17 protein-coding genes are annotated in these 25,177 nt (G+C 60.0%); 8 read left to right on the plus strand and 9 right to left on the minus strand.

What is annotated here, in order from left to right; genetic code table 11:
• The first annotated feature begins 9 nt into the window (after positions 1-9).
• Positions 10-1,620, plus strand: coding sequence for a PepSY domain-containing protein (locus Q9Q94_RS08870; RefSeq protein ID WP_305979702.1), 1,611 nt, complete (start codon positions 10-12; stop codon positions 1,618-1,620).
• A gap of 309 nt (positions 1,621-1,929) precedes the next feature.
• Positions 1,930-3,594: an energy-dependent translational throttle protein EttA gene (ettA, locus tag Q9Q94_RS08875; RefSeq protein ID WP_305979703.1), complete on the plus strand. Its 1,665-nt coding sequence runs from the start codon at positions 1,930-1,932 to the stop codon at positions 3,592-3,594.
• 269 nt (positions 3,595-3,863) lie between these two features.
• Here ettA and Q9Q94_RS08880 read toward each other — a convergent pair whose 3' ends face one another.
• Entirely contained in the window at positions 3,864-4,268 is a 405-nt protein-coding gene (locus Q9Q94_RS08880) for a hypothetical protein (RefSeq protein ID WP_305979704.1), read from the minus strand.
• On the opposite strand from Q9Q94_RS08880, the gene Q9Q94_RS08885 reads away from it, so the two are divergent.
• Complete coding sequence (locus tag Q9Q94_RS08885) at positions 4,249-5,415, plus strand: hypothetical protein (RefSeq protein WP_305979705.1); 1,167 nt, start codon at positions 4,249-4,251, stop codon at positions 5,413-5,415. The two genes, Q9Q94_RS08880 and Q9Q94_RS08885, sit on opposite strands and share 20 nt — an antisense overlap.
• Positions 5,416-5,991: 576 nt before the next feature.
• On the opposite strand, the gene Q9Q94_RS08890 is transcribed toward Q9Q94_RS08885, so the two are convergent.
• Positions 5,992-6,255 carry a hypothetical protein gene (locus tag Q9Q94_RS08890; protein WP_305979706.1) on the minus strand — a complete coding sequence of 88 codons (264 nt, stop codon included), beginning with the start codon at positions 6,253-6,255 and terminating at the stop codon, positions 5,992-5,994.
• Here Q9Q94_RS08890 and Q9Q94_RS08895 point away from each other — a divergent pair.
• Positions 6,236-7,975 (plus strand): DUF6055 domain-containing protein, encoded by a 1,740-nt coding sequence (locus tag Q9Q94_RS08895; protein ID WP_305979707.1) that lies wholly within the window; start codon positions 6,236-6,238, stop codon positions 7,973-7,975. The two genes, Q9Q94_RS08890 and Q9Q94_RS08895, sit on opposite strands and share 20 nt — an antisense overlap.
• A gap of 81 nt (positions 7,976-8,056) precedes the next feature.
• Here the strand turns inward: Q9Q94_RS08895 and Q9Q94_RS08900 are convergent, their stop codons facing one another.
• A complete protein-coding gene (locus tag Q9Q94_RS08900; RefSeq protein WP_305979708.1) occupies positions 8,057-9,781 on the minus strand; it encodes a phospholipase D-like domain-containing protein in 1,725 nt (574 codons plus the stop codon).
• Between the two features lie 934 nt (positions 9,782-10,715).
• On the opposite strand from Q9Q94_RS08900, the gene yjjJ reads away from it, so the two are divergent.
• The 3 genes from yjjJ (at position 10,716) to Q9Q94_RS08915 (ending at position 16,324) form a co-directional block, all read left to right on the plus strand.
• Positions 10,716-12,065 (plus strand): type II toxin-antitoxin system HipA family toxin YjjJ, encoded by a 1,350-nt coding sequence (gene yjjJ, locus Q9Q94_RS08905; protein ID WP_305979709.1) that lies wholly within the window; start codon positions 10,716-10,718, stop codon positions 12,063-12,065.
• A gap of 518 nt (positions 12,066-12,583) precedes the next feature.
• Positions 12,584-13,543, plus strand: coding sequence for a TRAP transporter substrate-binding protein DctP (gene dctP, locus Q9Q94_RS08910; protein WP_305979710.1), 960 nt, complete (start codon positions 12,584-12,586; stop codon positions 13,541-13,543).
• A gap of 405 nt (positions 13,544-13,948) precedes the next feature.
• Entirely contained in the window at positions 13,949-16,324 is a 2,376-nt protein-coding gene (locus Q9Q94_RS08915; protein ID WP_305979711.1) for a penicillin-binding protein 1A, read from the plus strand.
• 214 nt (positions 16,325-16,538) lie between these two features.
• Here Q9Q94_RS08915 and Q9Q94_RS08920 read toward each other — a convergent pair whose 3' ends face one another.
• From Q9Q94_RS08920 to Q9Q94_RS08940, 5 genes are all read right to left on the minus strand, one after another.
• On the minus strand, positions 16,539-17,189 hold the full coding sequence (locus tag Q9Q94_RS08920) for a DUF2290 domain-containing protein (protein WP_305979712.1): 651 nt from the start codon (positions 17,187-17,189) through the stop codon (positions 16,539-16,541).
• 7 nt (positions 17,190-17,196) lie between these two features.
• A complete protein-coding gene (locus Q9Q94_RS08925; protein WP_305979713.1) occupies positions 17,197-19,215 on the minus strand; it encodes a DEAD/DEAH box helicase in 2,019 nt (672 codons plus the stop codon).
• 162 nt (positions 19,216-19,377) lie between these two features.
• Positions 19,378-19,626 carry a topoisomerase DNA-binding C4 zinc finger domain-containing protein gene (locus Q9Q94_RS08930; RefSeq protein ID WP_371929845.1) on the minus strand — a complete coding sequence of 83 codons (249 nt, stop codon included), beginning with the start codon at positions 19,624-19,626 and terminating at the stop codon, positions 19,378-19,380.
• A gap of 33 nt (positions 19,627-19,659) precedes the next feature.
• Entirely contained in the window at positions 19,660-20,454 is a 795-nt protein-coding gene (locus tag Q9Q94_RS08935) for a hypothetical protein (RefSeq protein ID WP_305979714.1), read from the minus strand.
• A 286-nt stretch (positions 20,455-20,740) separates the two neighbouring features.
• Positions 20,741-21,631: a LysR family transcriptional regulator gene (locus Q9Q94_RS08940; protein WP_305979715.1), complete on the minus strand. Its 891-nt coding sequence runs from the start codon at positions 21,629-21,631 to the stop codon at positions 20,741-20,743.
• Between the two features lie 176 nt (positions 21,632-21,807).
• Between Q9Q94_RS08940 and Q9Q94_RS08945 the strand changes: the two genes are divergently transcribed.
• Positions 21,808-22,524, plus strand: coding sequence for a DUF554 domain-containing protein (locus Q9Q94_RS08945; RefSeq protein ID WP_305979716.1), 717 nt, complete (start codon positions 21,808-21,810; stop codon positions 22,522-22,524).
• Positions 22,525-22,759: 235 nt separating this feature from the next.
• Here Q9Q94_RS08945 and Q9Q94_RS08950 read toward each other — a convergent pair whose 3' ends face one another.
• Positions 22,760-24,982, minus strand: a complete 2,223-nt coding sequence (locus Q9Q94_RS08950) for a polysaccharide lyase family 1 protein (RefSeq protein ID WP_305979717.1) — start codon at positions 24,980-24,982, stop codon at positions 22,760-22,762.
• Positions 24,983-25,177: the final 195 nt, after the last annotated feature.

Here is a 25,177-nt window from a genome sequence, read left to right on the forward strand (position 1 = left end):
GGAAACTGCATGCGCAGCGATTACATCCGCATCTACAAGAGCGTTCATACCTGGACTGGCATTCTCACCGGTCTGGCCCTGTTCATTGCCTTTTACGCGGGAGCCCTGACCGTGTTCAAGGAGCCGTTGGCACGCTGGGTGTCGCCGCCAGCACCGGCCGCCCTGGCTGTGTCGCTGGCGGACAGCCAGGTGCTGATCGAGCGTACGCTGGCGGCCCACCCGGCAGCCACCAAGGGTTTTCAGCTCAATCTGGAGCTGGCCGAACATCAACCCGCGCGCATGAGCTGGCATGAACGGGAAGAAGGTCAGGACGACCATGACGCCCTGGCCGGACGCCACTACACCGCCACCCTGAGCACCAACGGCAGCGCCCGCATCGAAGAGGCACAACCCTCGCAGCTCGCCGAATTCATCGACATCCTGCATCGCGTGGTGGGCCTGCCCTTCGATAACGACCCGGCCCGCTGGTTCATGGGTATCGTCGCCAGTCTCTACGCGCTGGCACTGTTCTCCGGCGTGATCGTGCTGCTGCCTTCACTGGTGAAGGACTTCTTCGCCCTGCGTGCAGGCAAAAACCTCAAACGCATGTGGCTTGACGCCCACAACATCGTAGGCATTGTCAGCCTGCCCTTTCACATCGTGATGGCCATCACGGCCGTGGTCTTTGCCTACCACGACGGCATTTACGCCTTGCAGAACCGGCTCATCCACAGCGGAAATCTTGCCGGGGCCTTCGTCGGCTCGCCAACGGCCAAGCCAGCCCCGCGCGATCCGGCCAGCATGCTGCCTCCACCCGAGTTGCTGGCCCGTGCCAGTGCACTTGCGCCAGACTTCATGCCAAGCAGCCTGCAGTACGTCAACCTCGGCAGTCCACGTGCCATGGTCAGGGTTTGGGGAACCACCCCCGCCTCGCTGGCCCCCCGTGCGCTGGGTGGCTTCGTGGCGCTGGATCCGTTCAGCGGCAAAGTGTTGAACAGCGATTTCATGCCCGGCAAGCAGAACGGCGCCAACCTCACCATTTCAAGTTTCTTCGCCCTGCATATGGCAACCTTTGGCGGCATGCCGGTGCGCTGGATGTATTTCCTGCTCGGGCTTGCCGGCGCCTGGCTGTTCTATAGCGGCAACCTGTTATGGATCGAATCGCGTCGCAAGAAGGCACAACAGTCTGGCAGCATCCCGGAGCAGCGCCGCGACACACGCTGGCTCGCTGCCGGCACGGTTGGCGTGTGCTTTGGCTGCATCAGCGGCATATCGCTCACCATCGCTGCCGGCAAATGGCTGAACGGCCATGTGGCAGACCTGAATGCCTGGCACTGGTACGTCTATTACGCCATCTTCTTCGCCAGCCTCGCCTGGGCCTTCCTGCGCGGGCCAGGGCGTGCGGCAGTCGAATTGCTGTGGCTGACCGCGCTATGCACCTTCGCCATCCCGCTCACCAGCCTGCTGGCATGGCTCAGCCCGGCACTGGGCATGTGGGCACACACCAGCACCCTGGGGGTAGACCTCACCGCGCTGGCCGGCGGTTTCATGCTGCTCTGGGCCGCACGCGCCACGGCACGACGGGTCCGCAGCGGCCCTGCGGACAGCGTGTGGAGCGCGCCCTGCGCCGCAAAGGCCTGACAACGATCTGCACGCTTGCGTTCTGGCCCGATCCCCCGGTCGGGCCTTTTTTTGCCCTACTTTTTCTCAAAGTCCGCACAGCCGCATCCGGCGGACTTCTTCGGGCAGGCATAGCCCAAAACCAATCCGCATGCGCCTCTCCGGGCAGGCATTGCTGCAAGCCAAGCTACACGCGGCTCTTCGGGAACACGCTGCATTCAGGGCGACGCCTTCCAGCGCTGGCCCTGCAGAGCAGGGAGTCTTCACCCGCCCTCACGCCCAACAAGGTAAACTCCGCCCTTCACAATTATCCCCATCCCCGGAATCCCAATGGCTCAATACGTCATGTCGATGCTGCGCGTGAACAAGGTTGTTCCGCCCAAGCGTCAGATCATCAAGGACATCTCCCTCTCCTTCTTCCCCGGCGCCAAGATCGGCCTGCTGGGCCTCAACGGCTCAGGCAAATCCACGGTGCTGCGCATCATGGCCAACGTCGACAAGGAATACGACGGCGAAGTCCAGCACATGCCGGGCATGAGCATCGGCTACCTGCCGCAGGAACCCGAGCTCGACCCGAACAAGACCGTGCGCGAGGAAGTCGAATCCGCGCTGGGCGAAGTCATGGAAGCCAAGCAGAAGCTCGAAGAGGTGTACGCCGCCTACGCCGAGCCGGATGCCGACTTCGACAAGCTGGCCGAGCTGCAGGCCAAGTACGAGAACATCATTTCCACCAGCGGTGCAGACGTCGAAACCCAGCTCGAAATCGCCGCCGACGCCCTGCGCATTCCGCCCTGGGACGCCAAGATCGGCCCGCTGTCCGGCGGTGAAAAGCGCCGCGTGGCGCTGTGCAAACTGCTGCTCTCCAAGCCGGACATGCTCCTGCTGGATGAGCCGACCAACCACCTCGACGCCGAGTCCGTCGAATGGCTGGAGCAATTCCTCGTGCGCTTCCCCGGCACCGTGGTCGCGGTGACCCACGACCGCTACTTCCTCGACAACGCTGCCGAGTGGATTCTCGAACTCGACCGTGGCGAAGGCATCCCGTGGAAGGGCAACTACTCCAGCTGGCTGGAGCAGAAAGGCGCCCGTCTGGCGCAGGAGCAGAAGCAGGAAGACGCCCACCGCAAGGCCATGAAGGAAGAGCTGGAGTGGGTGCGCCAAGGCGCCAAGGCGCGCCAATCCAAGAGCAAGGCGCGTCTCGCCCGCTACGAGGAAATGAGCGCGGTCGAATACCAGAAGCGCAACGAGACCCACGAAATCTTTATCCCGCCGGGCGAGCGTCTGGGCAATCAGGTCATCGAGTTCAAGGGCGTGTCCAAGGGCTTCGGCGATCGCCTGCTGATCGACAACCTGAGCTTCTCGATTCCGCCCGGCGCCATCGTCGGCGTGATCGGCCCGAACGGTGCCGGTAAATCGACCCTGTTCCGCATGATCCAGGGCACCGAGAAGGCGGATTCGGGCGAGATCGATATCGGCTCGACCGTGAAGATCGCTGCTGTGAATCAGACCCGCGAAGGTCTGGACGACAGCAAGACCGTGTTCGAAGCCATTGCCGACGGCGCCGACGTGCTGACCGTGGGCAAGTTCGAAATGCCCAGCCGCGCCTACATCGGCCGCTTCAACTTCAAGGGCGGTGATCAGGCCAAGATCGTCGGCAAGCTCTCCGGTGGTGAGCGCGGCCGTCTGCATCTGGCGAAGACCTTGGTCGAAGGCGGCAACGTGCTGCTGCTCGATGAGCCGTCAAACGATCTAGACGTGGAAACCTTGCGTGCGCTGGAAGACGCCCTGCTGGAGTTCTCCGGCTGCGCGATGGTCACCTCGCACGACCGCTGGTTCCTCGACCGCATCGCCACCCACATCCTGGCCTGCGAAGGCGAATCGCAATGGACCTTCTTCGCCGGCAACTACACCGAGTACGAAGAAGACAAGAAGAAGCGTCTGGGCGAAGAAGGGGCCAAGCCGAAGCGCATCCGCTACAAGCCGATTTCGCGTTGATGCATTGACGCGGCACCGACAACAAAAAAACCCGCCGATTGGCGGGTTTTTTGTTACCTGCCGGGAAAGACCCATCCAGAAAGCCTGACAGCACCTGCATCCCGAAAACCCGCATCCGGCGGGCCTGTGCAAGGCACATTGCCAGAGAATCAATACACAAGCAGCTCTTCAGCCGGTCTTTAAACCACCTCCTGACCGTCCGCTTGGGCTGTCACTCCGCTCATCGTGCTTTATCCGGATCGGGAATGCGGACGTGAGAGACTTTCTGCTTAACACCCGCTGTCTGCACAAGCGGGGATTTTCGATACCGGGGTGCGCGCGAAGCCTGTAGCAAGGCACGAAGCGTGAGCAGTCAGATCTGCGAGCAGGTCTTGCCGGACAGAAACAGCAGGGAGAGCAACAGTGTTCACGATTCGCAGATCAGTCTTTCTGGTTTCATTGGTATTGCCGGCGCTGATGGCGGCCTGCGGTGGTGGAGGTGGCGGCGGAGGTAGCAGCGATGCTTCGTCTGCAGCGAGTGGTTCTTCGTCCAGCTCAAGTTCTGGCTCCAGCAGTTCGTCCAGTTCAAGCTCCTCCAGCTCCTCTTCAAGTTCTTCCAGCTCATCAAGCTCCTCGTCCGGCGGCTCAGGCAGCTGCGATGCGCTGGCGCAGCGCGTGCGCAGCACCGCCGTCACGGTAAGCGCCGCAGCGATCAATGACGAATACACCCCGACGATCATCGCGCCGAAGGCTGACGGAAGCTCCCTGCTCGCCTGGCGCGATACCTCCGGCAGCATCATCAAGCTCGCCAAGCTCGGCAGCACGGACACGCTGCAGAGCTATCTGCCGGATATCGCCGGCCTTGAAGTGCACGATGTGCTGAATGATTCGCGAGGCAGTGTGCTGGCGGTGGTTTCGAACGACCCGGACATTTATTCGTCGAAATACTGTTACGGCGCCACGACGACCGACAAGAACGTGTGCGGCAAGATGGATCTGGTGGGCATCGATGCCAGTGGCAACAGCCGCTTCCGCACCACGCTGACCAAGAAGGGCAATGCCGATAGCGTCGGTGCGCAGTTCATCTGGTGGTATGGCCACACCGCGCGTATCGCCACGGATGGCAGCCGCTACGGCGTGTATTACCGCAGCGCCATGTCGACGGCACGAGACGGAGTGGCCGGCGAAGTGGATATCCACGCTGGCGACACGCTGAAATTCGTCAGCAGCGCCGGCGCGGTGGAAAGCGGCGGTTGGGACTGGGGCTGCAGCCACAGCTGGTCCGTGCGCCTTGGCTACAACGGCAGCTGGGGTGCCGCCTGCCACGGCGACGCTTATCCGAACGCGATGAAACTGTCGCGACTTTCATCCAGCACGGCAACGGCCAGCGATCTGAGCTGGCTGTCCGGCACGGATGCCGCCACGCGGGCACTGGGCGGGCTGGTGCCGGTCAGCGGATCCGGCTTCTGGATGAATTACATCCAGACCAGCAACAGCACCCTTGTGCTGAAACTGGCAAAGCTCGGCAACAGCGGCACGACGCTGAGCACGGACTTGGCCATTGCGGGAGCCACCGGGCTGGATGCGACATATCCCTTCCGCCCCTACATGGCCGCGCTGGGCTCCGACAAGCTGCTGCTGGGCTGGAAAGCCGGCGGCAAGATGGTGATCGCCACGGCGAGTGCGAGCACCGGCGCGATTCTCGAAGGCCCCTACACAACCGCGACGTCCGCCAGCAACTTCCAGGAGTTCATCCCTGCTCCGAATGGTGACGTGGTGTGGGCACACAGCGCCGGCGGCAAAACCATCACGGTGAATCGCGTGGCGGCCTGCAAACTGTAAGGTCACGCAGGCGACCCCGCACAAACGCATTCGCAGCAACGCGGGGCAGCACCGGCTTCGGTACAGGCCACAAAGATCCCGCCAGATACCGGCGGGATTTTTCCATCAAGCATTGTTCTGCCAATAGCCGCTAAGCTGGCGTCGCCAGAAACCCGCTCCTGGCGGACTTCTCCAGCCACCCTGCCCGCACTGGACCGACAGCCAAGCCTCTTCGGCAGGCATGTCTGAAGAGCCAAGTCCGGTGCGGCTCTCCAGCCGGCCCATATGCGGTAAACGCGGGAACTCTTGCTTCATCAGCCAGCGAGCAGGAATCCTTGCAGGCGGAATTTCCCGAGCCACCGTTCGACAGTTTTCCTTTGCGCAGGCAGGAAGATTTTCCGCCAGAAAAGCCATGCAGCCGCCATACCGCGCCACCGATCCATCCAGCGCGGGACTCTCCGCGAAGGAAAGCTTAACGTCACCTTCAAGGAGCAGATCCGGTAGCTAACAGGGGCCGGCATCTTGCCAGGACACCATTCATCAGATCGCTGATCAGGCAAAGAAAACAAGGATATCCGGCATGCAAAAGAATTCCCGCTACGGGGCGAACGCTCTTCTGTGTTTGATGCTCAGTGCTGCACTTGCGGCCTGCGGCGGTGGAGGTGGAGGTGGTGGCAGCGAAGGCAACGGCTCCGGGGGCACAACAGGCAGTAGCAGTTCCAGCAGTTCCAGCAGTTCGAGCAGCTCAAGCAGTTCGAGTAGTTCCAGCAGCAGTAGCAGCAGCTCAAGTAGCTCAAGTAGTTCGAGCAGCTCCAGCAGCAGCAGCGGAGGTACGCCAACGGTGGTCGACCAGGGCAGCACGACAACCACCTGGGCGACCGGCACGAGCACCAAACCTGCCGTCACCGCGGGCACCTGGCGGGCGGGCGGCCCTGATCCGGATCACTCCGGCTTCAAGCTGGTCAAGGAATCCGCCCACTTCGCCTTCTATTCTGACGAGACAATCTCCGACGCCGATCTGACTCTGGCGGCGGATACGCTGGAGAACACGGTCTGGGAGAATCTGTTCAATGCGAACCTGTTCATGCCCGAGCCGCTCTTCAATCAGACCGACAAGATCAAGCCAGCGATTCACATCCATTCAGGCTGGGGCCTGACCGGTGGCGCCTGGAGCACAACGCGCCTGGGCATGTGGATTGCGCCGGAAGCCCTCAAGGATCATTGGGGCCTCACGCACGAATTCACCCACGGCTGGCAATCGTGGATCTCCAGCAACGGCGGCCTGGCCTGCAACCAATCGAACACCTGCGGCTGGATTTTCGAGAGCCATGCCAACTTCACGCCGCATCAGTTGCCCGAGTACCAGAACACCGTGCATTGCTCGGAAATGCTTGGCAATGTGCCGCATCTGTACCTCGGCTCGACCCGCGACCGGTACTGCAACTGGCAGTTCATGGAATTCCTGAAGGACAAGTACGGCCCCGAGGCGGTGACGCAGATCTGGACCACGGCCGGCGCTGACCCCTTGACCAACATCCAGAAATCGCGCGGCTGGAGCCTTGCGCAGCTCAATGATTTCATGGGTGACTGGGCCCTGCACAATGTCGTGTGGGACTACAAGGCCACACCCGGCGCCTTCCGCAGCAACTACGGCAACATCACGCTGACGGACCGCGCCGAACGCATGCGCCGCCTGATGCCGCTCGAAGCGCTCGACAGCAGCTGGACCACCAACCGTCGCTTTGTATCGCCGTTCTACGGGGCGCCGCAGCGCTTTGGTTACAACGTCGTGCGCCTGTACCCGGAAAGCGGAGCAAGCACCGTGACCGTCAAATTCCGCGGCATCAACGCGTCGGGTTCCGACGCTGATTTCCGCTGGGGTCTGGTGGCCACCAACACGGCGTTCACATCGGCCCGCTACAGCGCGCTGCAAAAGGGTCTGGACGCCGATCTGAGCTTCAAGGTGAATGCGGGCGAGCCACTGTTCCTGGTGGTCACAGCCACGCCCTCGGTCTTCAAGACCATCGTCTGGGATCAGGACTACGCGACGATCTGGCGCTACCGCTACATGATCGAAGTGGCAAACGCCTGGCCGCAGGGCTTCCAGAACGGGCTACGCGACGCCTGCCCTGCAGGCACGGTGCGCCACAGCAACGGCGGTGGCTGCGCCCCGAGCAGCACACCTGCAACAGTGTATGTGGGCCCGTATGCCAGCATTCTGGCGGGTGGCAGCGCCACCGGCACGGCGCGTATCGAAGACCAGGCCATCATTGCGAATGGCTCGATCAGCGGTGGCATCGTGGGCGGCCTGAGCATCATTGGTGAAACCGGCAGCCCCTGGGGTAACAATGCCTTCACCGTGTCGGGCTCGGCCCAGGTGCGAACCGCCTTCTACCCGCTGGGCTTCTTCGAGGCCAATCAGGGCGCCTCTGGCAGTCTGAATCTCTACGGCGATGTGGAATACCGCGGCAGCGGCCTGAACCTCAGCACCGGCAACCGCAGTGGCTTCGTCGACAGCGCCTCCACGATGGGCTCCGCTACCGACATCAACAGCAAGACCACGCTGACCTGGCGTCCCTGATCGACGGCTGAATCAGCTCCCGAAACGAACAGCCCGCCGATTGGCGGGCTGTTCGTTTCGGGCGACGCAATCCGGAATCAATCAGGCAAAGAGTTTGCGGTCGAGGATCTTGCGCGGGTCTGTGTAATCTTCATCCCACCAGGGTTTCTGCCCGGACTTCGGCGCTTTCTGCAGCTGAATCGGCTTGCTGGACGCATCGGCTCTGGCCTGACTGACGCGGAAGTGATAGTGATCGAAGAGGGTCAATGCCTGGATCATGTAAGACACCGCGACCCGGCGATCCTTGATGAGAAGAAGGTTCTCCCCGTTTTCGTTGTCGGCGGGCTTCGAAAAATTGTAGGAGCCCATGTACACGCGGGCGTTGGGCTTGTCGAAATCGATGACAACGAATTTGTGGTGCATGCGCGTGCCTCCTCCCTTCGCCCCCAGACCGGTCGGCTCGCTCTTGAAGGGCTCGGGCAGATTGCCGCTGAGGTTGGCCACGAACACCGGCGCAACCTTGCCATCGGGCAGCTGCACGTCCAGCCCCCCGGTTCGCTTGTCCGAAATGCCATAGACGAAGATGCCTTTCTTGCGTGTCACCGCCTTGATGGCCTCGGTGACGGCGCCCCCCGTCTGATTCAGGAAGGCGAGGGAATAGAAGACCGAGGACTTCGCCCCCAGAATGTCGTCCGCTATCGATTGCAGCACGCCTTCATCCTTGGCGTGGGGTGAGAAGGTGATGCTGGCGTCAATGCCCTTGAGTTGCAGGTTTTGCCATTCCGTCGAGGGCGTCGGCCCAAAGCCTTTGGCGAAATCGTGTGCCCAGTAATTCTCGAACGCATCGATGAAGGGCTGAATGGTTTTCTTGCCCCGCACGACAATGGCGTTATTGGACTGCACGAACTGCCCGCGCCAGGTGAAGTTGGTCGACCCGCAAATCGCGGCTTTCACATCCTTGCCGTCGACGACGATGACCTTGTTGTGCTGCAGATTGCTCATATGCTGACGTTTGACCTGCCCTGCCCCCGCTGACGCGACAAGACGTGCGGCGGCCTGTGATTCGGCAGCGCTCTCCGGCTTGTGCGTCGCGCTGTCGTCGATGATGATGCGCAGCCGCTTCCTGAGCTTCTCCAGACGCGAAACGATGGCCGGGTCATTCAGGTCATAACAGGCAACGCACACCGCAGCGGTCTTGTCGGCAATCGCGGCATCCAGCAGTTCGAGAATCGCGCTGCGGGCCTCGAAACCCATCCACTGGAGTGCTTCGGTCGCCTTCGGGTGCGTCGGCACGAATTGCAGGCCTTCATCGGCGGTAGCGGGAATCAGCGTGTCCATTCCGTCGGTGTCGGTCACGTAACGATCCACGAATGCCTGCGACGACACGAACCCGCGTGTAAAGGCAACGTTCAGCTTGCCCGGATACGTTTCGCGCGCCAGCACAATGCCTGCCTCCTGTGCTTCGCCGTAGCTGAGTTCGCCCGACGCACTCATGAATACCGGCGTGACCCGGTACAGGAATTCGCCCGCCATGTCGGCATTCACCGGGAAATGCACCCAGCGGAATTTCTGGATCGGTGAGAGGCGGCTCGACGTACGCGCCCGGTTCACGCTGCCATCCGGCCCCGGAAAGTTGATACGGTTCCTGACCGCCCAGAACCGGTCGCCGCCGGGCTCCTTGTATTCAATGGCAAACCCGACGAAATCGCGCGGTGGTTTCGCCGCCTTCCAGTTCATGGCCAGAAGCGTCATGCCGTCACCACGATGCAGCTTCAGGGTAAATGGCGCATTGGCGTTGCTTGCGACAATCTGGAAATCGTCAGACATGTGTGGCTCCTTTCGAAAAGGCCTGACGCTGCGCTTGCCAGGCTGGTGTGCCGCGAGATGGGACTGCGCTCGGATCACGGGTGATGGAATCTGCAGGCGCAGCCTGCTGGCACACCCTCCGGAATAAAATATAGATGGAATGTTTCATCACGACGCACGCAGCACCCTGTTGAGCACGACCCCCAAACAACCGGCTCCGGATTACGGCTGCGCGGCTGTCCAGGTTTTTAATCGGTCCGACGCACCCTTCAGAGTCTGTCTGCGATCTATTGCCTGTCATGCAAACCCCTCCCCAGCCCTCCCCTTGACAGAGGAGGAGGGTAAATCCGGTCCGGCTTGGGGTGCTCCTCCCCTGTCAAGGGGAGGCCGGGAGGGGTTGCTCTCCTGCTTTTCATGAGGCAAGAAAGATCATGAACAGCCTCTCAGAACCCGCCTCCCGCCTGCGTCTTCAGGTATCGCCCCCGGAAATGCTTGTCGGGCAACGGTCTCCGGCAATCTAGCCTGAAGAGGCATGTCCGGCGCGCCTCTCCAGCCATCCGTTGCAGCATATTGATCCGGCCCGATGAAGTTTGAACTCTGTACTCTAAAAACCGTTCGTGCCGAGTGCCGGCCGCAGGCCGGTGTATCGAGGCGTGGGCCCCACCCTCGACTTGGCCCTGTCATGAGCTAGTCGAAGGGCGCCCTGCGGGCGTACTCGGGTCGAACGGACTTCAAACAAAATCTGGCCGGATCAATAGGCAAAATCGCCCTCCCGAAACTGCTTGCAAGAGCCGCGCCGTTTCTGGCCACAAGAATCGTTTCAACTCCATACCAGAATGGCTTCATAAAACATCATTAAAAAACAGGATATCCGTTCATATACAATTAATTGCCATTGCATCCCCGGCATTCTTCAGCGCAAACTATCGTTTCATGAATCGTTTCACACGCCACCATGCCTCAGCCCACTGATCTGCTCACCCTGCTCGCTTCCGGCCCCGTGCCGGCGGCGGCACTGGTCGAGCGCCTGAGCATCAGCCGGCCGACGCTATCACGCCTGATCGCAGCGGCAGGCAGCCGGGTGATCCGCTACGGCGCGGCACGCGCCACCGCCTATGCCGCGCCCCGCAGCATCGCCGGCCACGCAAACTGGCCGATCTACCGCATCGATGAACGTGGCGCCAGCCAGCGCATTGCCACCCTGCATGCCGTGGGCGGAGGCTATCTGGCTGAACTCACCGAAGAAGGCCGCCACGAATTCAGCGAAGCCCTGCCCTGGTGGCTGCAGGACATGCGCCCGCAAGGCTTCCTCGGCCGCGCCTTCGCCCGTGGCCACGCCCTTGCGCTGGCCCTGCCGGAGAATCTCGGCCTGTGGAACGACGATCATTCGCTCATCGCCATCACCGCACTGGGCGACGACACGCCGGGCAATCTGCTGGTCGGCGACACGGCGCTGGCGCACTACCTTGGCAGCGCGCATGCGCCGGCGATTGCGCTGGATGAGCGTGTCACGCGTTACCCGGCACTCGCCGCCGCCGCGCTGGCAGGCGAAGCGCCTGGCTCCTCGGCCGGGGGCGAGCAGCCCAAATTCAGCGCCGTGCTGGATGAAGGCTTGCAGCAGCGCGCCGTGCTGGTGAAGTTCAGCAGCGCCATGCAGAACCCCATCAGCCAGCGCTGGGCCAGCCTGCTGGTGGCAGAGCATCACGCACTGCAAACCCTGCACGCAGCGGGTTATCCGGCCAGCCGCAGCGAACTGCTGCAGGCGAACGGCCAGACCTTCCTGCAGGTGGAACGCTTTGACCGCCTGGCCTCCACAGACGAAGACTCACGCCTGGGCCGGCGTGGCGTGGTCTCACTCGCCGCGCTGGACGACGCCTTCGTCGGCCAGGCAGCACAGCCCTGGCCGCTGATTACCGCCCAGCTCGCCGCGCAAGGCCGCATCACGCCCGAATCGCATCGGCTTGCCGAGCGCCTGTTCGCCTTTGGCCTCATGATCGGCAATACCGACATGCACCGTGGCAACCTCGCCTTCCTGCATACCGGAGGCATTCTCGATCTGGCTCCCGCCTACGACATGCTGCCCATGCACTACGCCCCGCGCGCCTCCGGCGAGATGAACGACACGCCACCGGAAATCCGCTTCCGCAACCCGCCTGCGCTGGAGGCCTGGCGGGAAATGCTGCCGCTCGCCCACCAGTGGGCCGCCAGCGTCGCAGCCGACTCGCGTATCGACGAGGCGCTGCGCAGTGCAATCAGCCGGCAGGCGCAATCCCTTGCCGGGCTCGCAGGGACACTTCTTCTCTAAAGACCATCAAACCCCGCATCGCCCCCGAAGGCGCACGGAGGAATGTGATTCAAGCCATTGATCCGGCCAGGTTTTGTTTGAAGTCCGTTCGGCCCGAGTGCGCCCGCAGGGCGCCCTTCGACTAGCTCAGGACAGGCCAAGTCGAGGGTGGGGCCCACGCCTCGATACATCGGCCTGCGGCCGGCACTCGGCACGAACGGAAAGTTCAAACTTCATCGATCTGGATCAATCACATCCCTTGAAGAGCCGCACCCGGCAAGACTTTTGAAAGGGCATGGCGCAAGATGCGCTCCCAGCCTGACTCCCCGTGACAGCTACCTGAAGAAGACCGCCCGACGCGGCTCTCCAGCACGCCCTTATCCGGAAAAATGACGTTCTGTTGCTGCCCGATAGGGAATATCCCGATTCAGAGAAGCGTGAAATTTGTCACGATCTCGCCCCTCCCTGCCCGGAGGACATCCTCGGGGCAACTGACAACAAAGGTGCATAACGTGATTCGCGCAGCAAAAGCATTCGGAATGGTTGGTGCATTCGCCAGCCTGGCAGGCATGTCGACCGCACATGCCAGAGATCTGGTGTTGGCTGAAGTTCAGCCGCAAGGGCACATCCTCGTGCAGACCGAGGAATTCATGAACACCCGCCTCGCCAGCCGGAGCAAAGGCAGCCTGCAGCTGCAGATCAAGCAAGGAGGCCAGCTCTGCAACGAAGCTGCCTGCTGGGAGAAGATCAAGGCCGGCTCACTGGATGTTGCGCGCCTGAATCTGGCTGTACTGTCCAACGATCTGCCGGCCGTCAAGCTGGTGAGCCTGCCTTATCTGTTCCGCTCACGCGACCACATGTGGCACGTTCTCGCCGGGGATTTCGGCAAACGCATCAACTCCGAGGCCGAGAAAAAAGGCGCAGTCATCCTGGCCTATTACGACAGCGGCACGCGGTCCTTCTACACCACCAAGCAGCCCATCCGCAGCCTGGCCGATTTCTCCGGTCTGCGCATCCGGGTGCAGGATTCACCGGTGTATCAGGACCTCATCAAGATGCTGGGCGGCACGCCGGTCGTCGTCCCTTACGAGAAGATTGATGAAGCGTTCAGGAACGGTCAGATCGATGGCGCCGAGAACAACATTCCCTCGTACGTATCCAGCGGCCACAGCAAGACGGCCAGATACTTCAGCCGGGACGAGCACAGCACCGTTCCGGAGGTACTCGTCATCTCCGCCAAAACCTGGGCCAGCCTGAGTCCTGCCGACAAGCAGGCGCTTCAGGCCTCGGCCGTGGAATCCGCCGAATACATGCAGAAGCAGTGGGCCAACAGCGAAGTCCAGGCCCTCGCTCAAGCCAGAAAGGATGGAGTCACGATCACGGAAAAATCCCAGATCGCCATGACCGGCATTGAAGGTTTTGCCGTGAAGCTGTACACGAAATACGTGACCAATGCCGACGATCTGAACACCATTCTGGCCATCCAGCGCGTCAAATAAAGCCGGGCGCAAGCGGATAAGGCTCAGTATGCGTCAAGTGTTGCAACACTCATCGCCGGGCGTTGCCTTTTCCAACCGTTCGGGTCGAGTGATGGGCGCAGCCCATCGTATCGAGACCGGGGCCGTACCTCTCGCCCTGCCCTCGATACACCGCGCAAGCGCGGCACTCGGGCCGAACGGACTTCGGGGCCACAACAGCTAATTCCGACAGCGCCGCGGATAAAGCCCGTCGATTGGCGGGTTTTATCCCGTATTGGCACGCCCGGGCTCTCTTCCTTTCACTCGTCCTGTCCTCAGAGAACCGGTGTCCACCCGCTATCGGATGGCCCATTGCAGCGTGTTCCATCAATTCAAGAGCCCGCCCGGCGCGCATAATACGCGGGCCGCTTCAACGCCAATGCTGCCGTGCCCTTGCCTCTGCCGAAACCCGACTGGTCCGCGCTGACCAGCAAACTCAAAGCCCTGCTGCAACGCCTGCGCCACCCGGGCTGGCGCGAAATCCTCGGTCTGCTGGCCGTGCCGCCCGCGCTGCTGCTGCTGTGGACGCTGCTGCTGATCCCCTTCACGCCGGGTATTTCGGATATCCGCAAGGCGCGCGACGAGTCGCCCACCCGGGTGCTCACGCTGGATGGCAAGGAGCTCGCCACCTTCAAGCGCGGCAACCGCGACTGGGTCGCGCTGGACGCCATCTCGCCACGCGTCATCGACGCGCTGATCGCCACCGAAGACAAGCGCTTCTACACGCACCACGGCATCGACTTCTACCGCCTCGGCGGCGCGGTTCTCGCCACCCTGCAGGGTGACACCCAGGGCGGCTCAACCATCACCCAGCAGCTCGCGCGCAACCTCTTCCCGGAAGACATCGGCCGCCGCCAGAACCTCAACCGCAAGCTCAAGGAAGCCATCACCGCGCTGAAGATCGAAGCGCTCTACTCCAAGCGCCAGATCCTCGAGACCTACCTCAACACGGTGCCCTTCCTCTACAACGCCTATGGCATCGACATGGCCGCGCGCACCTACTTCGGCAAGCCCGCGCGCGAGCTGGATCTGCTGGAAAGCGCCACCCTGATCGGCATGCTCAAGGGCACCGCGTACTACAACCCGGTGCAGAATCCCGAGCGCGCCCGCGAACGCCGCAATCTCGTGCTCTCGCTGATGGCGCAGCAGGACAAGCTCTCAGCCGCACGCTACGAAGCGCTGGCGAAGCGACCACTCAAGCTCGATTTCGAGCGCCAGAGCGTGGAGCCCGGCGAGGCCCCGCACTTCACCGCCCAGCTCAAGCGCTGGCTCATCGACTGGGCGGACCAGAACGATTACGACATTTACACGGATGGTCTGGTGGTCGTCACCACGCTGGACTCGCGCCTGCAGAAATACGCCACGCGCGCCGTCGAGCAGCGCGGCCGCCAGCTGCAAGGCATCGCCAATGGCGCCTGGGCCGGCCAGTGGCACGCTGGCAACCACCTCGTCGAAGCCCTGATCCGTGAGAGCAAGGAATTCAGCGAAGCCGTGCAGGCCGGCGAAGCACCCGAGGCCGCCATGAAGCGCCTCACGCGCGACGCCACCTTCCTGCGCCAGCTGCGCGAAGACAAGACCCGCGTGCAGGCCGGTTTCCTCGCCATCGACCCGCGCGACGGCGCGGTGCGTGCCTGGGTCGGCAGCCGCGACTACACCGACGACGCCTGGGACCACGTCCATCAGGCCCGCCGCCAGCCCGGCTCCACCTTCAAGCCCTTCGTGTATGGCGCGGCCTTCGCCCAGGGCATGAAGCCGGACGACACTTTCCCCGACGCGCCGGTCGAGATCCCGCTCGGCGGCAACGAGGTCTGGCGGCCGGACGACGGCGAACCTCCCACCAACGAACCGATGACCCTCGCCACCGCGCTGGCTCTCTCGCGCAACCGCATCACCGCGCAAGTCATGCAGCAGGTCGGCCCTGTCCGCGTCGCGCGGCTGGCCCGCGCCATGGGCGTGCGCGAGAGCAAGCTCGACGAAGTGCCTTCGCTCGCCCTGGGTACCAGCCCCGTCACGCTCTACGAAATGGTTTCGGCCTACGCCACGATTGCCGACGAAGGCCGCTACCGCGCCCCGTACATGGTCGCACGCATCGAGAACCGCAAGGGCGAAGTGCTCGCCGAATTCCAGCCCAACGAGCCGGAGCGCGCGCTGGCCGCCGCCCCGCTCGACACCCTGCTCGACGCCATGCGCGGCGTGGTGCAGCGTGGCACCGGCGCCGGCATCCGCGCCTGGGGTGTAAAGGGAGATCTGGCAGCCAAGACCGGCACCACTCAGGGCAACACCGATGGCTGGTTCATCCTCATGCACCCGCAGCTCATCGGCGGCGCCTGGGTCGGCTTCAACGACGCGCGCATCACCCTGCGCAGCGACTACTGGGGCCAGGGCGCACACAGCGCACTGCCCATCGTCGGCGACGTCTTCGCCCGCGCCCAGGGCGTACGCTTCATCGACACCGACGCCCGCTTCGCCAGGGCTGTGGACGACACCCTGCTCGGCCGCCTGAACAACTGGTACGACTCGCTCTTCGGCGACAAGGAAGCGCCCGATGCCGCCGCGTCAGGCCCCCGAGGCCTGGCCGCACCCGCCGCCAGCGCCCCGCAGGCCGAAGCCTCGGTGCCCGCCTCAGCCCCCGCTGCAGAGGCTTCCGCCCCGGCCGAGCCGACAGCACCGATCAGCGCCCCGGCACCCGCCAGCTCTGCGCCCGCCCCCGCCGCCTCGGCCCCGGCTACAGCCCCGAACCCCGCCGCCAGCCCAGCGCTGTAAACCTTTTCAACCGCCCTGCCTGCAGAAGCCCGCTGGACGGGCTTGCGGGGGGGGGGAAGGCTGGAGAGGCGCGTCAGGCGCCGTTCTTCAGGCAGCAGAAATGCAAAGAGCCGCGAGTGCGGCTCTTTTCATTGGGCAAAAGGTAGGACTGACCTTGGCTCAAACAAACAACTTTATTGGGAATTCAAATCGCACAAATCTATTTAATCCACCATCAGACAAGATGAAGTTCAATCTGATCGTGAGCCATCCAATACTCTTCCCCCACAAGCTTCAAACCATCTCTTACAATTTTGCGCAAACAAATCTGGTCGGACTTCTCCATCAATTTACTCCAGCAATCCGGATAAGCCTGCCTCATAACAAAAAGTGAAAATGAAAGCGGAGTCATTTCTCGCCTAAGCGCCAGCCGAACTTGATTATCCAAGCCGATATGGAGATGGGCTTTAGGATGGCGCCCTTGCATATATGATCCCCCATCCACATCGTACCTAAAAGGGGTTACATTCAAACGAACACCGGCAGTTCCCAATTCGAGTTCGTAATCGTCAAGAAACTCACTCCTATTTCTTTGACTATAATCAAACCCCTGTCTATTCAAAAAACCTCTAAAGGTCTCCGCCACAACTGGCGCCTGAATATAACTATAACTAGGCTCGCCAGAATCATTAAATACAAATAAAGAATGATCTTCTAGTCTAACGTTATACCAGGAATTTTCTATACACGCTTTCCATTGATCAAAATACGAAAGCTCTCGAAGCTCGCGTATTACGCCATCCGTAATTTTCCAGCCATCAAAGCCATAATCATAAACAGGAAAACTAGACAACCTAAATAACGGCTGAAGCATTTTTTTGTACATAAAACCATCACTCCAACGTCTTCCTCTTCACTTTCCTTCCTTGTATTTCTCTCAATTTTTTCCGCAAAACATACTCAAGCTCGTCTGGCTCCATGTCGTTAGCCAGTCTTGAAATTGCATCCTCAACACCTTCGATATCAACGCGTATCAAATCTCGCTTCATGCAATCAATTTCAGGCTGAGTCGGATAGTTAAACCTAAGATTCGGATAATTAATTTTTGCCAAATCAATCTCCTTGGCAAATTCTTCGGCGGCCATACCGAGCCCAGTAACACAAAGCCACCCCTTCGCTCTAGTCATCGCAGTAAACGCCTTATTCCTAGACTTAGGAGAGGGAGACAAAAACAGCGCATCTATTCCAATAATATATACAACATAAGCCTCATTGCCTTTTGCTTTATATATAGTTGAAAGCGTAACTCTTTTATCTATCTGAAAATCCGTCAAACCAAATGACGCTGACTGTAGATTGTTAACGCCTATCCCACGCTCAAGCAACCCTCGTGTCACCAAACTAAAATATCCGTTAGAGTTTCTGTCATCAGCACATATCACCAAAATATCTTCAGCAGAAACCCCTTCAACACCAATGTCCGCACAAATCTTATCAACCACAAATCCAACCTCTTCAGTCGCAGACCTAAAAGACCGAACTTGCACAATTTGATCAATATTATTAGAAGAGCTAATTGTAGAAGGAGAATTTTCTTGAGGCCGCGTTATGCAAACAGCCTCGCCAGGATTTAATTCACCATCAACAACCTGATACCCAAAATCCTCCCAGTGTTCTTTAGACTCCAGAATCTGTGACATCCTTTTCCCATAGACGCCAAATCCAACAGCGTGGGCACACACAAGAATTTCTCTAGGATTTCGATAGCACTTGTGAAGAATAATATCTTCCTCAAAGGATATTGATGGTTCACCTCTTGCGTCTGTACCAAACAAAGATGACGCTGTAGGTGTTTCAACATCAAATATTGTTTGAAAAACATCATATGCAATAACAAGCTGCTCCTCCCTTGCAAGAAGCAATGCTAGCCTCATAAACTCAGGAGGAAAATCTTGGGCTTCGTCGACAAAGACGTAATCAAATATTGAACTCCGGGAACATGGCGACTCAAGCAACTGACGACAAGCAAAAGCAAACGGCTGCTTCATATCACCTGCTTGTGCTTGACTAAGCGACAACGCAGGGACTCCAAATTGTCGCGCTGCGGAATAGTACAAGCCATCTGTCGTCGCCCCCCCCCAGCCGTGTAAAACCCTTATTCTCTGCCAATCAGGGTCTCTATCTTCGTGCATCCTATAGAAACGCGTAATCAGCTGTTTAATGTGTTGATAAAGACTCTTTGTGTAGAAAGTTACAGCGATCTTTGCGTCTGGATTTCTAATTGCTGTCATTGCAGCTTTAAGTGCAAGAACCACTGTCTTCCCTGACCCAGCCAGCCCCCTAATACGCTGCGGCCCATAAACCTCGGTCATGTAAGCAACACGTTGATCTCGATCAAACCTTCTAATTTCCTCTTCTAGCCTTGAAATAATCGATATTCGACTTTGCGCCTCAAAGCCCGCCAAATTTCTTTCTTTTGGTTTAACAAGAGCTTTGGAACCATCCAAAACAGAAATCAGCTCATCATAGGCGTCACTAGGGAGCGCATCCCCTCTTCGTTTAGAATTAAAATAATCGGCAATCTCCCTAACCCCAACCAATAAATCATCCGATCCTTCACCTTCTTGAGCCCATAATTTTGCGTCTAAATCAAATTTCAGACTCGCTCTACCCGAACGAAGCCTCGGATATCTCACTAGTCTTGAAAATATTTGACTAAAAGCGCCCTCCAGTCGTCCAACAGCATCTGGACTTGATGAAAATGAAATAAGACAAACGCCATGAAAAGGACTTACAACCACTAAATCTGCAACAAGAAGATTTTCTTCCTCTCGAAACAAAGGAAATGAAAAAAACAGTACCCCTTGATCCAAGCCCAGATCTTGCTGATTCTCCTGCAGAAAATCGACCAAGGTTCGTGCATCCGGACTAGCACGGACAACGGACTCCTTCGGAAAAATTTGTAAGGTCATATAGATGGGTCAGAAATTATCGGCAATACCGAAGCTTTAACACACAATTGCAATTCAGAACAGATAAACGTACATGTACGGCACAGCATAAAAATTGCGCGATCAAGTCTTGCCGTTCCCCGAAAACCCATAACAGCTCCGCATCCCGATCCGCTGCCGGCACCTTGGAAAATTCCGGCAGCCCCAGAAGCTCCCGCTTTTCCCTTCCCGCGCCACCATCTTGATGCCGCAATGGCCGCAGGTCGGCGTGGTCCAGTCGCCCTCGGTGGCGAGTTCCAGCAGGCGTTTTGCCGCGTCCGGCGCCAGCAGGCCGATCAGGCCCAGCAGGCGCGGGCCGTCGATCAGTTCGATCCGGTTCTCGCGTGCGAAGACCTGGCAACAGCGTCACGTCTTGCCTTTCGCCAACCCGACCGAAATTTCCACCTTGTCCCGCTCGATTACCTGCACCTGATTCTGTGCCGGCAGGTACAGCGCCAATAGCTTGTCTGAGCTGTCGATCAGAAAGCCTTGCAACTCGGGCTTGCCTTCGCGCCTGAGCGTGACGCATCGACGCGCTGGCTCGGCCAGTGGACAACCTTCTGTGTATTTCGCCAATTGGCTCTGCGCATCCTCTGCCGCCTGCTCAATGGCAAGCTGCGCCGGCAGAAAGATGAATGCCACGGCAACAATGGGAGCAACAGCAATGCTCAGGCAGACGAAGGCCATATAGCCGTAACTGAACACCCCGGCGAGCAGCCATTTCGGCCAGCCCTTTACCGCGCGCCGCAGAATCCGTTTCGGGATTTGCTCCTGCCCATAGACCAGCGCGCACACACCAATCCATGCCAGCGTTCCAACGACCAGCCCCCAAGCAGCCAGTTTCCACCACTCCGTTGTGAAAAAGACCCACAGCTTGAACAGCCCTAGCAGGACAACCTTGTAGCCACAAATCAGGATCCACTCGACGGACTTGGGGAACAGGTCAGCATCCAACCCGAAGGCTTTAACGTATTCGCTGTGATAGATGTAACCGGCCACATGCAGGGCCAGGCCGCCAAAGGTGATGAGGGCGGCACTCCATTTGAGCAGAGCGGACCAGATGGCAGCCAGAGGGTTGTCGGCAGACGCCGGTTCCGGCGATGGGGACGGAGGCGAATCGGGAGCCAGCTCGCGTTGCACGTGCTCGTGAAGCTGCTGCATCGAACCACTCCAGCCGTCCATGCCATCGGTCTCCGTATGCTTTTGTTCGAAACGATTCTAAAGGGCCCGGCTGTTATTTTGGGCAAGCACTGCGACCGGACTTGCATATTTCATGCGGAAATGTGATTTGCATCACACCTGCGTGGATCGCCGGGCGGCGCTTGCCTCCACGGACACCCTGCGGAGCGGACGTGCCGGAGGCTCAGCGCGGGCAGACGACCGCAACGACGGGAGGTGTGCTGCGGGGCAGCTGGCTGCGTACTCAGGATCATGCCATCAGCAAGGCTCACGGCGAGTCCGCCGAACCCTGCAAAACCTGAATGAGCAAGCTCATCGTGGCCTCGTCCGGGTCGCTGCTGCGGCATACGAGCGAGAGCTCATAGTCAGGTAGTTCCAGCGCGATCGGCCAGACTTCACTATCACCCTTCAACTGGCGGGTTTCGGTTTCGGGCACCACGGCAATGCCGGCGAAGCCTTGTTCAAGCAGGTCAAGCAGGATCTCCACGTCCGAACTGTAAAGGGCAATGTTCGGCTGCAGGCCGGCTTCGTGAAAAGCCTTGAGCAGGCGCTCGTAACTGCCAACACCGATAGAGCGGCGCAACAGGAGCAAGGGGTGCATGCCAAGTTCGGCGAGTGACAATGCTCGCCGCTCTGTCCCGAGCATTCCTGCCGGCACCACCGCCACTGTCTTGCAGGTATTCAGGCGGTGGATGTGAAAGTTTTCCGGATGCGATGGCGCCTGCATCAGCGCGGCATCCAGCTGCCGCGCCTGGAGCAGGTATTCGAGATAGCTCGAATCACCGACGATGAGACCGATCTGCCGTCCGGGAAAAGCTGTGCGTAGCGCCGGGAAATTTGACAGCCAGAAATTCCGCCCGGTGGGTGACAGCCCCAGTCTCAGGGTCGGGCCGTCCTGCGAGGCCAGGCGCACCACCTCATCGCGCGCCTCCTCGACCGAACGCAGGATCTCGCGCGCACGTCGGTAAAAGAGTTGCCCTGCCTCGGTCAGTTGCAGCGTCCGCCCTTTGCGCAAGAACAGCGCACAGCCCAGTTCGAGTTCAAGCTCACGCAAGCGCTGGCTCAGCGGCGGCTGGGCCATGTGCAGCACGGCGGCCGCCCGGCTGACCTGCCCTTCCTCGGCAATCGTGCAGAAGTAACGCAAGCGCTTGAGATCCATACCGGCCACCTTGTATATCAAAAACAATCAATTAGAAATCAAAACGATATTTCACTCGAAGCTCTGGCAAGGATAGCATTTCGTATTCATATCAAAACAGCACACTTTAATCTCGAAGCGCCGCTTCCCCCGGGTCGCTCGGCATGCGCTGCGGCTGTACTGGACAAGGAATTGGCATGTTGGGACCGTGGATCAATAGTGCGGCACTGCTGGCAGGTGGTGGTCTGGGTGCGGCGCTGAGCCAGCGGGTACCGAAACGCGTGCGAGACGCCCTGCCGCTGAGCTGCGGCATCATCTCGGCCGCCGTCGGCGCGGTAATGATGAACAAGGCGCACACGATTCCAGCCATCTCGCTGGCCCTGCTCACCGGCGCCCTAATTGGCGAACTGCTGTTTCTGGAGCGCAGACTGGAACAGGCCATCGGCTGGCTGCAGCAGAAGGCGCAACGCTTCATTCCCACCGAAAGCAATGACCTCGGCGCCAACAGCTTCGTGCTCAAGTACGTCACGATCCTGGTGCTGTTCTGTGTCAGCGGCATGGGGATCTTCGGCGCGATGCACGAAGGCATGAGCGGCAATGCCAATATCCTGCTCACGAAATCGGTGCTGGACCTGTTCACCGCGGCCATCTTCGCCACCGAGCTGGGGTTCTCGGTCGTGCTGATCGCCGTGCCGCAGATCCTGATCCAGAGCGCACTGTTCTTCAGCGGCGCGCTGCTGATTCCGCTCATTTCGCCGACGATGCAGGCCGATTTTTCTGCCTGTGGCGGCATCATCATGCTGGCAACCGGCCTGCGGATCTGTGGCATCAAGATCTTCCCGATCGTCAACATGCTGCCCGCCCTCCTGCTGGTGATGCCCTTCTCGGCCCTGTGGCTGTATTGTCTGGGTTAGATCAGCCTGAAGAGCCGCGCCGGACAAGGCTTTTGAAGCCCCCTTCAGCAAGAGCCGCCAGCAGCTTGACGTCTGGCGGCGACTGCCTGAAGAAGCCCGCCGGATGCGGCTCTTCAAAGAGCACCTCTGCGCTTGCCGGACACATCCAATAAAAAAGCCTCCGGAACACGGAGGCTTTTTGCTTTACAAACACCCACCATCACGACGGGCATGGACAGGTCATCCAGCGTCAGACTTACTGCGTAAGGCTGACACCACTGAACACACTGGAGGTCGTGACCGAGCTGGTACCGAAGGTGCCGGACGAACCAGCCAAGCCGACGTAGACCTCGGTGGCCAGCGGCGTGGCCGTGAAATCCTTCGAAGGCTGGTCAACCCAGGTCAATCCATCATACGAGTAAGAAACCTGCATGACCTGGCCGGTGCGCTGCATCTTCATCCACAGCGGTGCTGCAGCCGTGGGCAGGCTGGGAACGTTCACAATGGCCGTGTTGCCGGCACTGCCACAGACGACATCGCGGAAGTTGGTGCGAAGGCTCTTGCTGCCCCGCAACATCATGCTGTAGTACAGCGAGCGCGGATTGGCGTCGTTGCGCAGCATGATGCCTGCCACGATGTTGCCACTGTTCAGCGTTGCCGGCACTTCCATCGATTCCAGTTGGGCGACCAGCGTGAAGTTGCCGCTCACCTTCTTGTACGCCAGCGTCAGGCCGTCACCCGCTCCTGCCAGCGAGCCAGCAGACACCAGGGTGTATTTGCCGGCACTGTAGGAAGCGCCCACCGTGACAGGCAACTCGGTCGTATCACGCAGGAAACCATACACGGCCGGGAAAGGTGTGCCGTTGGCGATGCCGGAATCCAGCGAACTCCACTCGGCCGGGCACACGTTGGTTGCCGGAGGAGCCGGCAGAATGGGGCCTGGCGCCGCTGCACCCGCTGGCGCATCAATCGCCAGCCTGCCTGCGCCGGCATTTGCATCGACGTGCGTGCGCAATGCTGCGGCCGATGGCGCCGGAGCATAAGCGTAAGTCGGCGTCCAGCCCAGCACGTTGGTGTAGGCGGCCAGCGTGAAGCCCTTCGTGGCTGCTTCCGATTGAGCGTCGGACCAGCGGGCATCAAGCGCAGCCTTGGCCGCAGCTTCAAGCTCGGTCGAGGCCGGTGTGCCGTTGAACCATGAGCCCACGTCCTTGAACTGGTAACCGTTCAGGTTGGAGATCACCCGGCTGGCGGAGGCCTTGCTACCGGTAATATCGAAAGCATTGGTCCCAGACAGAATGCGTGATTCCGCACCCATGCCGATGTAATACAACATCGGATAGACAGCGTCGTCAGTATTGCCGCTGTAGTAGTTGTTGTAGACGTGGATCTTGCCAAAGCGTGCACGCGGCGAGCGCTGGACGGAATCACGGTAGCGGTTGTAGCTGAAGGTCAGGCGATTGACGTCCCGCTCCTTGAAGCCATTCGAGTCGCCCGAACCACCGACCATGCTGGTCTTGTCGTGGTTCTTGAACTCGGTGTACGACACCGTTACATAGTCCGCGCCGTCTTCGATGTCGAGCAGGCCGTCGTGGCGCTGTACCGGCAGGGTCACGCCATTGATGGTCAGCACTTCCGTATCGAGGTTCTTGCCGTCGCTCAGCGTGCAGTGATCAATCCAGATCTGCTTCGCCGTGCCCAGCGAAATCGCGTCGTAGCGCGCATTCCACTCCGGATGGTCGCCATCCTGGTAGGCGGTCGCCAGATCGGTCGGCGCTTCGAATTCCATGTTGCGCACGATCACGTTGTTCACCGCACTGATCGCCAGATAACCGTCGATCAGCTTGGCATCCTTGCCCACGCCGATGATGCTTGTATTTGACGGCACCGGAAACTGGATCTGCGCTTTTTGCAGGTTCATGACCGTGGTGCGGCCAGACGACAGGTCGGCAATCTTTGCTTTCGTGGCAATCGCAGCCGCGTCACCCAAGGCCACCTTGGCGTCCAGATCTGCCATATAGGCCTTATCCAGACTCTGGATGTACAGATCCCAGTCCCACTTCGCTGCATTGGCCGACAGGCTGCGGTAGTACGCCAGATCGGCCTTGCTGCCATTGCCCAGATCGGTGCCGTAGATGCTGCCTGAGACGTAGATGATCTTCGGCTCGCTCTTGGCCGCCGTCTGATTCGTCAGATAGGTCGGACTGCTCGTATTGGCCAGCGCAGCCAGCAGTTCGGCGCGATTCGTCACCTTGTAGATATTCGTTGCTGGCGCCAGGGCGCCACCAGTCGTACCTGTCCCCTGGCTGGCCCAGCCACTGACTTCGCTGACTACGGCGATTGTGGGCTCCGGTGCAGTCGGAGTCGGCTCGCTGCTGCTACTGCCGCCGCCGCCACCGCCACAAGCGGATAGCAGCCCCGCCAGAGAAAGCGAAAGGACAACGGGCGCCAGACGATGCCTGGCCAGATCTGAAATTGACATGCTCTTCCTTTGTTTGAACTGCCGCTGTATTCAGGCTTGCACAGCAACCGGGTCAAGCGGCAAAGCAAGCACACCGCGGACGACTCACGCACGGCATATCAGCCTCGTCGATGACAGTCTTCTGCGACTGACCGGCCATCTGCTGTGTCATCGGGCAATGCGGCTCATGCCCGACTCCCTGGTGGCAGGAGCATA

Source organism: Uliginosibacterium sp. 31-16, from assembly GCF_030730865.1.
Classification (GTDB): domain Bacteria; phylum Pseudomonadota; class Gammaproteobacteria; order Burkholderiales; family Rhodocyclaceae; genus Uliginosibacterium.

Excerpts from the sequence above, each read along its gene's own strand:
- Q9Q94_RS08940 (WP_305979715.1), bottom strand. The coding sequence starts at position 21,631 with ATGGATCTCAAGCGCTTGCGTTACTTCTGCACGATTGCCGAGGAAGGG.
- ettA (WP_305979703.1), top strand. The coding sequence starts at position 1,930 with ATGGCTCAATACGTCATGTCGATGCTGCGCGTGAACAAGGTTGTTCCG.
- dctP (WP_305979710.1), top strand. The coding sequence starts at position 12,584 with ATGGTTGGTGCATTCGCCAGCCTGGCAGGCATGTCGACCGCACATGCC.
- yjjJ (WP_305979709.1), top strand. The coding sequence starts at position 10,716 with ATGCCTCAGCCCACTGATCTGCTCACCCTGCTCGCTTCCGGCCCCGTG.
- Q9Q94_RS08920 (WP_305979712.1), bottom strand. The coding sequence starts at position 17,189 with ATGTACAAAAAAATGCTTCAGCCGTTATTTAGGTTGTCTAGTTTTCCT.
- Q9Q94_RS08870 (WP_305979702.1), top strand. The coding sequence starts at position 10 with ATGCGCAGCGATTACATCCGCATCTACAAGAGCGTTCATACCTGGACT.
- Q9Q94_RS08950 (WP_305979717.1), bottom strand. The coding sequence starts at position 24,982 with ATGTCAATTTCAGATCTGGCCAGGCATCGTCTGGCGCCCGTTGTCCTT.
- Q9Q94_RS08935 (WP_305979714.1), bottom strand. The coding sequence starts at position 20,454 with ATGCAGCAGCTTCACGAGCACGTGCAACGCGAGCTGGCTCCCGATTCG.
- Q9Q94_RS08945 (WP_305979716.1), top strand. The coding sequence starts at position 21,808 with ATGTTGGGACCGTGGATCAATAGTGCGGCACTGCTGGCAGGTGGTGGT.
- Q9Q94_RS08900 (WP_305979708.1), bottom strand. The coding sequence starts at position 9,781 with ATGTCTGACGATTTCCAGATTGTCGCAAGCAACGCCAATGCGCCATTT.